Consider the following 13380-nt stretch of genomic DNA (forward strand, 5'->3'; position numbering starts at 1 on the left):
GCGCTGCTGGTCGGCCCTTGGCGGACGCTGGTCGGGACGGTGGCCGGATCACCGCCCGGAGACGCCCTCCATTCGTGTCCTGCGGGCACGACGTTTCCGATCATGGACAGCCCGCATGTCTCCCAGTCCGAGATGGAGCAGGTGCGCTACAACTCACAGCCGCCCACCTCCGGCCCACATTTCGCCTTCAGTCTCGCCCCCGGGCGGTACACGGTCGCCGTGCCCGAGGGCCTCGCCGTGCACGCCATGGAGCACGGGCACGTCATCATCCTGTACGCCGAGACCACGCCGGAGTCCACGATCGCCGACCTGGAACGGGTCGCCAAACGACATGCCGACAAGGTGGTCCTCGCGCCGTCCGAGAAGCTCTCGGACGGAATCGCGATGACCGCATGGGGTTGTCTTGAAACCCTGAGCGGGTACGACGAGTCCGCTGTGGAGCGGTTCGTCGTCACGCTCGGCGGGCGGTACGACCATGGTTGGCGTCGTTAGCCCCGGTCGTGACGCAGCCGCCGGGGGCGGCCAGGGCTAGAGCGGCTCCACGCCGGGGGGCAGTTCGCGGCCGGCGACCGCGCGCTGGACGTAGTCGAGCAGGATCCGGCGGAGTTCGCGGCCGGCGTGGGTGGGGACCACGTCGCGGCGGCGGGCCACGGCGATCGTGCGGCGGACGCCGGGCGGGGCGAGGCGGGTGACGTGGACGCCGGGCCGGCGGGCGACGACGCTGCCGGGCACGAGGGCGGCGCCGAGCCCCGCCTCGACGAAGCTCAGCACAGCGTCCAACTCGCCGCCGTCGACCGAGACCCGGGGCTCGAAGCCGGCGTCCCGGCAGGCCTGGAGGGTGGCATCGCGCAGGTCGTAGCCCTCACGGAACATCACCAGCGGCTGGTCGCGCAGGTCGGTGACGCGGACCTCGCCGGCGGGCGAGGCGCCGGGCAGCGGGTCGACGCTGGCGACGACCAGGCTCTCGGTCAGGATCGCGTCGGTGCGCAGCCCCGGATCGGCGCCCGCGGCGGGCGCGATGATCAGCGCGAGGTCGAGGTCGCCCCGCAGCAGGTCGCGCACCAGGTCCTGCGAGCCGCCCTCCTCGACGCGCAGGTCGACGGTGGGGTGGGCGTCACGGAAGCGGCGCAGCACCGGCGGGGCCAGCGAGGTGGCCAGGCTGGGGGTGGTGCCGAGGCGGACGCGACCGCGCCGCAGGCCCACCAGCTCCTGCACCTCGCGGGTCGCCGTGTCCACGTCGGCGAGGATCCGTTTGGCCAGCGGCAGCAGCACCTCCCCCGCCGTGGTGAGCCCGATCTTGCCCCTTACCCGTTCGAAGAGCGGCGCCCCCAGGTCGGCCTCCAGAGCGTGAATTTGCTTACTCAGTGAGGGTTGCGTGATGCCGACCATGTCGGCCGCCTGGGTGAAATGTCGTAGTTCTGCGACCGCGACGAAGTACCGGAGCTGATGGAGCTGCATCTTCATAGCTTACGGCTATCAAAACTGCGGGTTCGATGCATTGGACGCCTGATCAATCGGCTCTTAGCGTCGGTCGTGTGGTAGTCACGAGAACGCGGTCGCCCATCCGTTCCAACGTCGGCCTCAAGGCCGTCATGGCGGTGACGGGCATCCTCCTGGTGCTGTTCCTGATCTTGCACATGCTCGGCAACCTGAAGGTGTTCACGGGGGAGACCTCGTTCGACCACTACGCGCACTGGCTGCGCGACATCGGCAAGCCGCTGCTGCCGGGCGTCTGGTTCCTCTGGATCCAGCGCGGCGTGCTGACCGTCGCCGTCGTGGCGCACATCGCCGCCGCCACCGCGCTGGCCCGGCGCTCCCGCGCCGCTCGCCCCGTCCGGTACGCGCACCGCCCGAAGGTCCAGGGCAGCTACGCGGCCCGCACCATGCGCTGGGGCGGGGTGATCATCCTGCTCTTCGTGATCTACCACCTGCTCGACCTGACCACCGGTCACCTGAACCCGGTCGGCGACCCGACCAAGCCGTACGCCAACGTCGTCGCCGACTTCGCGCCGGAGCGCTGGTACGTCACGCTCTTCTACACCCTGGCGATCGTCGCGCTGGGCTTCCACCTGCGGCACGGGGCGTTCAGCGCGTTCCGCAGCCTGGGGCAGCAGACACCGAAGGGTGAGCAGCGGGCGCGTACTGCCGCCCTGGTCTTCGCCGTCACGCTCTGCGCCGGCTTCCTCGTGGTCCCGTTCGCCGTACTCACCGGATTGGTGTCCTGACCATGGATCTCTACACCCAGGGCGACCCGATCGCCGACGCCAAGGCTCCCGAGGGCCCGATCGAGACCCGCTGGGAACGCCGCCGCTTCGAGGCGAAGCTGGTCAACCCGGCCAACCGCCGGAAGATGACGGTGATCGTGGTCGGCACCGGCCTGGCCGGCGGCTCGGCCGCGGCCACCCTGGCCGAGCAGGGCTACCGGGTCAGGTCGTACTGCTACCAGGACAGCCCGCGCCGCGCGCACTCGATCGCCGCACAGGGCGGCATCAACGCCGCCAAGAACTACCGCAACGACGGCGACTCGGTGCACCGGCTCTTTTACGACACCGTCAAGGGCGGCGACTTCCGCTCCCGCGAGTCGAACGTGCACCGGCTGGCCGAGGTCTCGGTCAACATCATCGACCAGTGCGTCGCCCAGGGCGTCCCGTTCGCCCGCGAGTACGGCGGCCTGCTCGACACCCGCTCCTTCGGCGGCGCCCAGGTGCAGCGCACCTTCTACGCCCGGGGCCAGACGGGCCAGCAGCTGCTGCTCGGCGCGTACCAGGCGCTGGAGCGGCAGATCGGCCTCGGCAACGTGGAGATGAACGCCCGGCACGAGATGCTGGAGCTGATCATCGTCGACGGCCGGGCCCGGGGCATCGTCGTGCGGGACCTGGTCACCGGCGAGATCACCACGGAGTTCGCCGACGCGGTCGTGCTCGCCTCCGGCGGGTACGGCAACGTCTTCTACCTCTCCACCAACGCCAAGGGCTGCAACGTCACGGCCACCTGGCGGGCGCACCGCAAGGGCGCCTACTTCGCCAACCCCTGCTACACGCAGATCCACCCGACCTGCATCCCGGTCTCCGGCGACCACCAGTCGAAGCTGACCCTGATGAGCGAGTCGCTGCGCAACGACGGCCGGGTGTGGGTGCCGAAGGCCAAGGGCGACAACCGCGACCCTCGGGAGATCCCGGAGGACGAGCGGGACTACTACCTGGAGCGGATCTACCCCTCCTTCGGCAACCTGGTGCCCCGGGACATCGCCTCCCGAGCCGCGAAGAACGTCTGCGACGAGGGCCGCGGCGTCGGCCCGGGCGGCCTCGGCGTGTACCTGGACTTCGCGGACGCGATCGCGCGGCTCGGCCGCAAGGCGATCGAGGCGAAGTACGGCAACCTCTTCGAGATGTACGAGCGGATCACCGGCGAGGACCCGTACGAGGTCCCGATGCGGATCTACCCCGCCGTGCACTACACGATGGGCGGCCTGTGGGTCGACTACGACCTCCAGTCGAGCATCCCCGGCCTGTTCGTGATCGGCGAGGCGAACTTCTCCGACCACGGCGCGAACCGGCTCGGCGCGTCCGCGCTCATGCAGGGCCTCGCCGACGGCTACTTCGTCCTCCCGAACACCATCGCCAACTACCTGGCGGCGGGGCCGTTCGAGAAGGTCGAGGCGAGCCACCCGGCGGCGGTCGAGGCGCGGCGCGACGTCGAGGACCGCATCCAGCGGCTGCTGGCGGTGAACGGCGACCGCACGGTCGACTCGTTCCACCGCGAGCTGGGCCAGATCATGTGGGAACACTGCGGCATGGAGCGCTCCGAGGCCGGCCTGCGCAAGGCGATCGACGAGATCCGGGCGCTGCGCGAGCAGTTCTGGCAGCGGGTGCGGATCATCGGTGACGCCGACGGGCTCAACCAGTCGCTGGAGAAGGCCGGCCGGGTGGCCGACTTCTTCGAGCTGGCCGAGCTGATGTGCATCGACGCCCTGCACCGCGAGGAGTCCTGCGGCGGTCACTTCCGGGCCGAGCACCAGACCCCCGACGGCGAGGCCCAGCGCGACGACGAGCGGTTCGCGTACGTGGCGGCCTGGGAGTACGGCGCCGAGCAGCCCGTACTGCACAAGGAAGACCTGAAGTTCGAATACGTCCACCCCACGCAGCGGAGCTACAAGTGAACCTGACCCTGCGCATCTGGCGCCAGAAGGGCCCTGAGGACAAGGGTCGGATGGTGACCTACCAGGTCGACGACGTGTCCCCGGACATGTCGTTCCTGGAGATGCTCGACGTGCTCAACGAGCGGCTGATCCTCGCCGGCGAGGAGCCGGTGGCGTTCGACCACGACTGCCGCGAGGGCATCTGCGGCATGTGCGGCCTGATGATCAACGGCAACGCGCACGGCCCGCAGCGCGGCACCACCGCCTGCCAGCTGCACATGCGGCAGTTCAAGGACGGCGACACGATCGACATCGAACCGTGGCGGGCCCGGGCCTTCCCGGTCATCAAGGACCTGGTGGTCGACCGCAACGCGTTCGACAAGATCATCGCGGCGGGTGGCTTCATCACCGCCCCGACCGGCAGCGCCCCGGAGGCGCACTCGGTCCCGGTCGCCAAGGCCAACGCGGACGCCGCCTTCGAGTCGGCCGCCTGCATCGGCTGCGGCGCCTGCGTGGCGGCCTGTCCGAACGGCTCCGGCATGCTCTTCACCGCCGCCAAGGTCACCCAGCTCTCGCTGCTGCCGCAGGGCCAGCCGGAGCGCTACACGCGGGTGATCGGCATGGTGGACGCGCACGACGAGGCCGGCTTCGGCGGCTGCACCAACGCCGGTGAATGCACCGTGGTCTGCCCGAAGGGCATCCCGCTGAACACCATCGGCCGGCTGAACCGCGACTACCTCGCGGCAACCGCCAAGCGGGGCGACAACACCCCCGGCTCCTGAGGCGAACGCCGCCGGCGGCGTCCCCCTCCGTACCGCGCGAAAGAGTGGCTGCCCGAGGTCGGGCGGCCACTCTTTCGCGGTATCTGCGCGGAGAGCGGTCGGGTGTGGCCGCGGCCGGTTCAAGGGACGCTGCACGGGTAGCACCTCTCGGAGGACGCCGAGAGGGGACATCCGGACATGAAGGCACTGACCTGGCAGGGCAAACGCGACGTACGGGTCGAGGAGGTGCCCGACCCCCGGATCGAGGAGCCGACCGACGCGATCGTCCGGATCACCTCGACCGCGATCTGCGGCTCGGACCTGCACCTCTACGAGGTGCTCGGGCCGTACCTGAAGCCGGGCGACGTCCTCGGTCACGAGCCGATGGGCGTCGTCGAGGAGGTCGGCCCCGGTGTGACCCGGCTCCAGCCCGGAGACCGGGTGGTCGTGCCGTTCAACATCTCCTGCGGCTCCTGCTGGATGTGCGAACGCCAGCTCTACGCGCAGTGCGAGACCACCCAGGTGACGGCCGAGGGCAAGGGCGCGGCGCTGTTCGGCTACACCACGCTCTACGGCTCCGTGCCCGGCGGGCAGGCGGAGTACCTGCGCGTGCCGCACGCCCAGTTCGGCCCGGTCAAGGTCCCGGAGAGCGGCCCCGACGAGCGGTGGCTCTACCTCTCCGACATCCTCCCCACCGCCTGGCAGGCCGTGAAGTACGCGGACACCCCGCCCGGCGGGACCCTCGCGGTCTTCGGGCTCGGCCCGGTGGGCCAGTTCTGCGCCCGGATCGGCCGGCACCTCGGCGCGGGTCGGGTGATCGGCCTCGACCTGGTACCCGAGCGCCTCGAAATGGCCCGCCGGCACGGCGTCGAGGTGCTCGACGTCAGCGAACTCGACGACGTGCCGGGGGCGCTGATCGAGCTCGTCGACGGGCGCGGGCCGGACGCGGTGATCGACGCGGTGGGCATGGAGGCGCACGGCGCACCGCTGGGCAGGATCGCCCAGACCGCCGCCGGCCTGCTGCCGGACAAGCTGGCCCAACCGATGATCGACAAGTTCGGCGTGGACCGGCTGGTCGTGCTCAAGGCCGCGCTGAAGGCCGTCCGGCGCGGCGGCACCGTCTCGATCTCCGGGGTGTACGGCGGTGAGGTCGACCCGCTGCCGCTGATGGAGATGTTCGACCGGGGCGTCCAACTGCGGATGGGGCAGTGCCACGTCCGCCGGTGGACCGACGAGATCATCCCGCTGCTCTCCGGCGACGACGACCCGCTCGGCGTCGAGGACCTGCGGACCCACCGGCTGCCGCTGGCGGACGCGCCGCGCGCGTACGAGATGTTCCAGAAGAAGGAGGACGGCTGCGTCAAGGTCGTGCTCGCGCCGTGAGCCGTACGGTGGTCGTCACGGGCGCGACCAGCGGAATCGGCCGCGCGGCCGCCCGGGAGTTCGCCGGCCGCGGGGACCGTCTGGTCCTCGCGGCCCGCTCCGCGCAGGCCCTCGAGGAGGTACGCGCCGAGTGCGCCGCCGCCGGAGCCCGGGCGCTGACGGTGGCGACCGACGTCGCCGAGCCGGACGCCCCGGCGGCGCTCGCCGAGGCGGCCGTCGCCGAGTTCGGCGGGATCGACGTGTGGGCGCACACGGCGGCGGTGATGTCGTACGGGCGCTTCGAGGAGACGCCGGAACGTGTCTTCGAGCAGACGATCCGCACCGACCTGATCGCCGCGGCCACGGTGGCCCGGGTGGCGCTGCGGCACTTCCGGGAGGCCGGCGGCGGGACGCTGATCCTCACCGGATCGGTGCTCGGTCACATCACCGCTCCCTACCTGAGCGGCTACGTGGCGAGCAAGTGGGGCCTGCAGGGACTCGCCCGGGTCCTCCAGCAGGAGACCCGGGAGACGCCGGGCGTGCACGTCTGCATCGTCACCCCGGGCAGCGTGGACACCCCGGTCTACCAGCGGGCGGCCAACTACCTGGGCCGACTCGGACGCCCGCCGCTGCCGGTCACCACTCCGGAACGGGTCGCCCGGGCCATGGTCGACTGCGCCGACCGCCCCCGGCGGGAGGTGTCGGTGGGCCGGGCCAACACCGTCATGCGCTTCGGCTTCACCGTGCTGCCCGGCGTTTACGACGCCCTGGTCGGGCCCCTGATGCGGGTGGCGGCGCTGACCGACCGGCCGGTGGAACCGCACGACGGCGTGGTGTTCACCCCCGCCCCGGGAAGCGAGCGCCTCCGCGGCGGCTGGTTTCCCGACCTGGGGCGGATAACCCGCGCCCTCACCCGCCACCTGCCCTGATGCCGCGGGGTAAGGAAGGGCCCCTTCTTAACGCCTGAGGTAGAGCAGGGGTCCCCTCTTAACACCCCGGGCTACCGTGTACGTCGGAACACGGCGGAGGGACGGCGATGGCGGCACCAGCACAGCACGGGGTTCGGGACCGGTCGCTCGGGCGGCGGGTGAGCGGAGCGGTCGGGCTTGCCGCTCTGGCCGGCCTCGCCTGGGTCGCGCGGGACATCCCGATGGCGCTCGGCGGCCGGCTGACCGGCGCCCGGGCCGAACGGGCGGTGCGCTCACCCCAATACCGTGAGGGCGCCTTCCGCAACCCGGCGAGCAGCCGCTCGATGGCCGGCGCCCCGGACCGCAACCTGGTCCGGGAGCTGATCTTCGGCAAGCAGAAGCGCCACCCGACGGCAGCCGTGCCGCTGCTGCGGCCCGCCGACCCGCCCGCCGGTGACACCACCCGGGAGCTCAACGTCGTCTGGTACGGCCACGCGTCCGCCCTGATCGAGATCGAGGGGCGGCGGGTGCTGCTCGATCCGGTGTGGAGCGACCGCTGCTCCCCGTCCACCCTGGTCGGGCCACGGCGGCTGCACCAGCCCCCGGTGCGCCTCGACGAACTGCCCCCGCTCGACGCGATCCTGATCTCCCACGACCACTACGACCACCTCGACCTCGCCACCGTGCGCGAGCTGACCGCACGTCAGGACGCGCCGTTCGTGGTGCCGCTCGGCGTCGGCGCCCACCTCGACCGGTGGGGTGTGCCGGCCGACCGCGTCGTCGAACTGGACTGGTCGGACAGCCACCGGATCGGGAGCCTGACCCTGACCGCCGCCCCCGCCCAGCACTTCTCCGGTCGGGGGCTGCGCCGCGACGGCACGCTCTGGAGTTCGTGGGTGGTCGCCGGCGCGCACCGCAGCCTCTTCTACACCGGCGACTCCGGCTACTTCGACGGGTACGCGGCGATCGGAGCAGCGTACGGGCCGTTCGACGTGACGCTGATGCAGATCGGCGCGTACGACCGTGCCTGGCCGAGCATCCACATGTTCCCGGAGGAGGCGGTCACCGCCCACCTGGACCTGCGGGGCGGGCTGCTGATCCCGGTGCACTGGGCGACGTTCAACCTGGCGCTGCACGACTGGTCGGAGCCGGTGGACCGGCTCTGGGCCGAGACGAAGGCCCGGGACGTACGGCTGGCGGTGCCCCGGCCGGGCGAGCGCGTGGTCGTCGACGACCCGCCGCCGGTCGACGGTTGGTGGCAGGCGGTCGCCTGACGCGGGGTGTTAACAGGGGGCCCTTCCGCTACCGCAGGCGTTAAGAAGGGGCCCTTCCTCTACCGGAGGCGTTAAGAAGGGGCCCTTCCTTGCACCTCACAGGACGAAGGCGTCGGTCCAGAGGGCGCCGGAGCGGCCGGAGAGCGAGTCCAGCATCGCCACCGCCTGGCCGTCGGTGAGCTGCGCGACGAAGTCGATGATCGCCCGGCCGCGCGCCTTGGCGAGCCGGTCCGCCGTCCGTGGGTGCAGCTCCGCCTCGGCCAGCTCGACCAAGTCGTGCAGGCGGCGCGGCAGCCGTGACTCCTCCTCCGGGTCGAGCAGCCAGTCGAGCAGCGCCTCGACCAGGGTGGCGAGCAGCCGTGCCTGGCCGCGCTGGTGCAGTGCCAGGTCGGGCCGGGCCAGCACGAACCGGTGGTGCACGAACTTGAGCACCTGCACCTCGTGCCACTGTGCCGGGGCGAGCAGCACGTGCCCGGACCGCACCGACGGCGCCTCCACCACCCGGATGGCGTCGACCAGGCGCGTCGTCCAGCGGGCGGAGAAGCGGGCCACGTACTGCTCGGCTTCGATCGACCCGTCGAACGGCACCGCCAGCAGCCCGTCCACCAGTTCCTCGCGGACGTGCTCGACGGCGGCGGCGAACGCGTCGTCGTCGGTGATCCAGGCGTCCTTGCGGTGCAGGTGGCGGCGCAGCCGCTCGATCGCCGAGCCGGGCCGGCGGGCGGCGGTGGCCAGGGCCGGTTCGGTGATCGCCCGCAGGCTCCCGCCCTCCCGCTGCCACGCGGTCAGCTCGGCGGCGACCGCGCCCTGCTGGAGCACCCCCACCCGGTAGAAGTCCTCCACGTCGTGGATCGCGTACGCGATGTCGTCGGCCGTGTCCATCACCGACGCCTCGACGGTCTGCTGCCAGTCCGCGATCCGCCCGGCGAACGGCTCCCGCGCCTGGCGCAGGTCGTCGACCTCGGTGCGGTACGCCCCGAACTTCGTCGACCCGCTGCCCGGGTCGTCCGGCGGCGCCGCGGCACCACGCGGCGCCGGCTCCAGCAGCCGCGGGTGCGGATCCGGGTGGTCCAGGCGGGTCCACGGGTACTTGAGCATCGCCGCCCGGACCGCCGCCGTCAGGTCCAGCCCGGTCGTCGCGGCGCCGCGGATCTCGGTGGAGGTGACGATCCGGTACGACTGCGCGTTGCCCTCGAACCCGTCGGCGAGCCCGAGCCGCTGGCGGGCCAGCCGGTCCAGCACCCGCTCCCCGAGGTGCCCGAAGGGCGGGTGCCCGAGGTCGTGGGCGAGCGCGGCGGCCTCCACCACGTCCGCGTCGCAGCCACCGAGCTTCTCCAGCAGGTCCCGGTACCGGTCGTCGGCGGTGAGCCGTTCGGCGATCGCCCGGGCCACCTGCGCCACCTTGAGGCTGTGGGTGAGCCGGTTGTGCACCAGCAGGCCGGAGCCGCCGGGGCTGACGACCTGGGTCACCCCGTTGAGGCGGGCGAAGAAGGGCGAGCCGACGATGCGGTCCCGGTCGGCCCGGAACGGGCTGGCCGCCAGGTCGCCCAGCGCTCGCGCGCTGCCGCCGAAGAGGCGCCGCGCCCGGGGTTCCGCAGGTGGTTCCATGATCGCCACGCTAGCGCGGCAGAATGCACGGCGGAAACCACTCCCGAAGGCGGATCGAGATCGTGACCCTCACTGTTCATCAGCGGATCGCCGAGGAACTCGGCGTCGCCGAGCGCCAGGTACGCGCGGCCGTGGAGCTGCTCGACGGCGGCGCGACCGTGCCGTTCATCGCCCGCTACCGCAAGGAGGCCACCGGCCTGCTCGACGACACGCAGCTGCGCACCCTGGAGGAGCGGCTGCGGTACCTGCGCGAGCTCGACGAGCGGCGGGCCGCCGTGCTGGAGTCGATCCGCAGCCAGGGCAAGCTCGACGAGGCTCTGGAAGCGCAGATCATGGCAGCGGACTCGAAGTCCCGGCTGGAGGACATCTATCTGCCGTACAAGCCGAAGCGGCGGACCCGCGCGCAGGTCGCCCGCGAGGCCGGCCTGGAGCCGCTCGCCGACGCGCTGCTCGGCGACCCGACGCGGGATCCGCGGGAGACGGCCGCCGGGTTCGTCGACGCGGAGAAGGGGGTGGCCGACGCCGCCGCCGCGCTGGACGGCGCGCGCGCCATCCTGATCGAGCGGTTCGCCGAGGACGCCGACCTCATCGGCACGCTGCGGGAGCAGATGTGGTCGCGGGGCCGGCTCGTGTCCCGGGTACGCGAGGGCCAGGAGACCGCCGGTGCCAAGTTCGCCGACTACTTCGACTTCGCCGAGCCGTACCCGAAGCTGCCCTCGCACCGCATCCTCGCCATGTTCCGGGGCGAGAAGGAGGGCGTGCTGGACCTGACGATGGATCCGGAGCCGGAGGGTGACTCCGACGCGGTGGCCACCGGCCCGACCCGGTACGAGGCGGCCGTCGCCGGTCGTTTCGGGGTCAGCGACCAGGGGCGCCCGGCCGACCGGTGGCTGGCCGACACGGTACGTTGGGCCTGGCGTACGCGGATCCTCATCCACCTCGGCGCGGACCTGCGGATGCGGCTGTGGCAGGCCGCCGAGGAGGAGGCCGTCCGCGTCTTCGCCACCAACCTGCGCGACCTGCTGCTGGCGGCGCCGGCCGGGGCCCGCCCGACCATGGGTCTGGACCCGGGCCTGCGGACCGGCGTGAAGGTCGCCGTCGTCGACGCCACCGGGAAGGTGGTCGCCACCGACACCATCTACCCGCACGAGCCGCGCCGGCAGTGGGACGCCTCCGTCGAGACCCTGGCGAGGCTGGCCGCCGCGCACCGGGTGGAACTCGTGGCGATCGGCAACGGCACCGCGAGCCGGGAGACCGACAAGCTCGCCGGTGACGTGATCAAACGTCACCCGCAGCTCAACCTCACGAAGATCGTCGTCTCCGAGGCCGGCGCGTCGGTCTACTCGGCGTCCGCGTACGCCGCCCAGGAGCTGCCGGGGCTGGACGTGTCCCTGCGCGGCGCGGTCTCCATCGCCCGCCGCCTCCAGGACCCGCTCGCCGAGCTGGTCAAGATCGACCCACGGTCGATCGGCGTCGGGCAGTACCAGCACGATCTGTCCGAGGTGAAGCTGTCGCGGTCGCTCGACGCGGTCGTCGAGGACTGCGTCAACGCCGTCGGCGTCGACGTGAACACCGCCTCCGCGCCGCTGCTGACCCGGGTCTCCGGTATCGGCGCCGGCCTGGCGGAGAACATCGTGCTGCACCGGGACGCCAACGGGCCGTTCCGCACCCGGGCCGAGCTGAAGAAGGTGGCCCGACTCGGACCGAAGGCGTTCGAGCAGTGCGCGGGCTTCCTGCGCATCCCGGGCGGCGACGACCCGCTCGATGAGTCCAGTGTGCACCCGGAGGCGTACCCGGTGGTGCGGCGGATCCTCACCGCCACCGGCCAGGACCTGCGATCGATCATCGGGAAGAGTGCCATCCTGCGGGGGCTGCGGGCCACCGACTTCGTCGACGACACGTTCGGCCTGCCGACCGTCACCGACATCCTCGGCGAGCTGGAGAAGCCGGGCCGCGACCCCCGGCCGGAGTTCCGCACCGCCTCCTTCGTCGAGGGCATCGAGACGATCGCCGACCTGACGCCGGGCATGGTCCTGGAGGGCGTGGTCACCAACGTGGCGGCGTTCGGCGCGTTCGTTGACGTCGGGGTGCACCAGGACGGCCTGGTGCACGTGTCGGCGATGTCCCGCACCTTCGTCAAGGACCCGCACGAGGTGGTCAAGTCCGGCGACGTCGTCAAGGTGAAGGTGCTCGACGTCGACGTACCCCGCAAGCGCATCTCGCTGACCCTGCGCCTCGACGACGACGCCGAGGCCGGCCGCGGCGCGGACGGCGGTCGCCGCGAGCGCGGCGGCCCGCGGGGCGAGCAGGGCGGCCCGCGCGGAGACCGGAGCGCCGGACGCGGCCAGGGCGGGTCCGGCGGGCGCGGTGCCCAGGGCGGGTCCGGCGGGCGCGGCGGCCAGGGTGGCCAGGGTGGCCGTGGCGGACAGCCGCGGCAGGGTCGGGGCAGCGCGACGCCGCCGCCGGCCAACAGCGCGATGGCCGACGCGCTGCGCCGGGCCGGTCTGGCGTGACCGATACGCGGAGGCATCTCTCGCCGCTGTGGAGCTGACGTCGCGGACGGATCGGGTCCCTGCGACCCCCGGCACCCACCACGGGCATCGGGGGTCGTGGTCAGATCGAACGGCGCGCGATGCGGGGTCGCTTCGGTGGCCGGAGGTGCTGCTCCTTGTGCTGCCGGACCATCTCGTCCCACACCTCCTGAGGGAAGTCGGGGTCCGGCGGTATCCACTTGTGCGAGTTGTCGGAGTAGTGAAACTTCTCGTCACCGGGCTTGATCACGCTCATGGCAGCCACCCGAGGAACCGGTGGTGGAGCGCGCCAGCGGAAGTCCAGCCCATGTCCTGCGTGGCGGACACCAGATGCGAGGCCATGTAGATCGAGAGGGATACCGGAGCGCGGTCGTACTCGGCCAGTAGCTCACGGCGGCGTGTGGGACAGGGCCAGGGTGATCCACACCCTGCGCACGTCCATACAGGCAGAACAGGTCCGTGATCCGTCATCGGCCCATCGCATCACGGTGGGTTGCATGAGGGCAACCCCCAGATGCGTTGCCTAACCCGGTATGGCCTGGTGCACCCCCCTGGGGCCATACCGTCAGGAGTGTGGAGTTGCTTGGGCTGGATGAGATCCGCGATTTGCTCGGCGGGATCAGCAAGCAGCGCGCCACGATCATCGTGGGCCGCAAGGGATTCCCCGACCCCATCGCCACCTTGAAGATGGGCCGCGTCTGGGATGGCAAGGCCGTCCGGGCCTGGATCGCCAAGAATCGCCCCAGCCCGATAGATGAGGACTGACGACCAGAACGCAGAGCGCCCCCGGCGCGAGGG

At 71.9% G+C, this 13380-nt stretch carries 12 protein-coding genes; 9 read left to right on the forward strand and 3 right to left on the reverse strand.

Translation table 11 applies throughout. The features are described 5' to 3' along the window. The first annotated feature begins 102 nt into the window (after nt 1-102). On the forward strand, nt 103-492 hold the full coding sequence (locus tag GKC29_RS23635; RefSeq protein WP_155332912.1) for a DUF3105 domain-containing protein: 390 nt from the start codon (nt 103-105) through the stop codon (nt 490-492). 36 nt (nt 493-528) lie between these two features. Here the strand turns inward: GKC29_RS23635 and GKC29_RS23640 are convergent, their stop codons facing one another. After that, a complete protein-coding gene (locus GKC29_RS23640) occupies nt 529-1464 on the reverse strand; it encodes a LysR family transcriptional regulator (protein ID WP_155332913.1) in 936 nt (311 codons plus the stop codon). A 29-nt stretch (nt 1465-1493) separates the two neighbouring features. Between GKC29_RS23640 and GKC29_RS23645 the strand changes: the two genes are divergently transcribed. The 6 genes from GKC29_RS23645 (at nt 1494) to GKC29_RS23670 (ending at nt 8443) form a co-directional block, all read left to right on the forward strand. After that, nucleotides 1494-2225 (forward strand): succinate dehydrogenase cytochrome b subunit, encoded by a 732-nt coding sequence (locus GKC29_RS23645; RefSeq protein ID WP_155332914.1) that lies wholly within the window; start codon nt 1494-1496, stop codon nt 2223-2225. A 2-nt stretch (nt 2226-2227) separates the two neighbouring features. Then, nucleotides 2228-4159, forward strand: a complete 1932-nt coding sequence (locus GKC29_RS23650; protein WP_155332915.1) for a fumarate reductase/succinate dehydrogenase flavoprotein subunit — start codon at nt 2228-2230, stop codon at nt 4157-4159. Further along, entirely contained in the window at nt 4156-4920 is a 765-nt protein-coding gene (locus tag GKC29_RS23655; protein ID WP_155332916.1) for a succinate dehydrogenase/fumarate reductase iron-sulfur subunit, read from the forward strand. Before GKC29_RS23650 ends, GKC29_RS23655 begins: the two co-directional genes overlap by 4 nt. Nucleotides 4921-5097: 177 nt before the next feature. Continuing rightward, on the forward strand, nt 5098-6282 hold the full coding sequence (locus GKC29_RS23660; protein ID WP_155332917.1) for a zinc-dependent alcohol dehydrogenase: 1185 nt from the start codon (nt 5098-5100) through the stop codon (nt 6280-6282). Beyond that, nucleotides 6279-7190 carry an SDR family NAD(P)-dependent oxidoreductase gene (locus GKC29_RS23665; protein ID WP_155332918.1) on the forward strand — a complete coding sequence of 304 codons (912 nt, stop codon included), beginning with the start codon at nt 6279-6281 and terminating at the stop codon, nt 7188-7190. Before GKC29_RS23660 ends, GKC29_RS23665 begins: the two co-directional genes overlap by 4 nt. A 107-nt stretch (nt 7191-7297) precedes the next feature. After that, the gene (locus tag GKC29_RS23670; RefSeq protein WP_155332919.1) at nt 7298-8443 is read left to right on the forward strand and encodes an MBL fold metallo-hydrolase; all 1146 of its coding nucleotides are present in this window, start codon (nt 7298-7300) and stop codon (nt 8441-8443) included. Between the two features lie 96 nt (nt 8444-8539). Here GKC29_RS23670 and GKC29_RS23675 read toward each other — a convergent pair whose 3' ends face one another. Then, nucleotides 8540-10051: a deoxyguanosinetriphosphate triphosphohydrolase family protein gene (locus GKC29_RS23675; protein WP_155332920.1), complete on the reverse strand. Its 1512-nt coding sequence runs from the start codon at nt 10049-10051 to the stop codon at nt 8540-8542. 62 nt (nt 10052-10113) lie between these two features. Here GKC29_RS23675 and GKC29_RS23680 point away from each other — a divergent pair, with 62 nt between their 5' ends. After that, a complete protein-coding gene (locus GKC29_RS23680; protein ID WP_155332921.1) occupies nt 10114-12564 on the forward strand; it encodes a Tex family protein in 2451 nt (816 codons plus the stop codon). A gap of 100 nt (nt 12565-12664) precedes the next feature. On the opposite strand, the gene GKC29_RS29670 is transcribed toward GKC29_RS23680, so the two are convergent. Then, the gene (locus tag GKC29_RS29670; protein ID WP_196255947.1) at nt 12665-12838 is read right to left on the reverse strand and encodes a hypothetical protein; all 174 of its coding nucleotides are present in this window, start codon (nt 12836-12838) and stop codon (nt 12665-12667) included. Nucleotides 12839-13155: 317 nt separating this feature from the next. Here GKC29_RS29670 and GKC29_RS23685 point away from each other — a divergent pair, with 317 nt between their 5' ends. Continuing rightward, nucleotides 13156-13347, forward strand: a complete 192-nt coding sequence (locus GKC29_RS23685) for a hypothetical protein (RefSeq protein WP_155332922.1) — start codon at nt 13156-13158, stop codon at nt 13345-13347. Nucleotides 13348-13380: the final 33 nt, after the last annotated feature.

The organism is Micromonospora sp. WMMC415 (genome assembly GCF_009707425.1).
Classification (GTDB): Bacteria; Actinomycetota; Actinomycetes; order Mycobacteriales; family Micromonosporaceae; genus Micromonospora.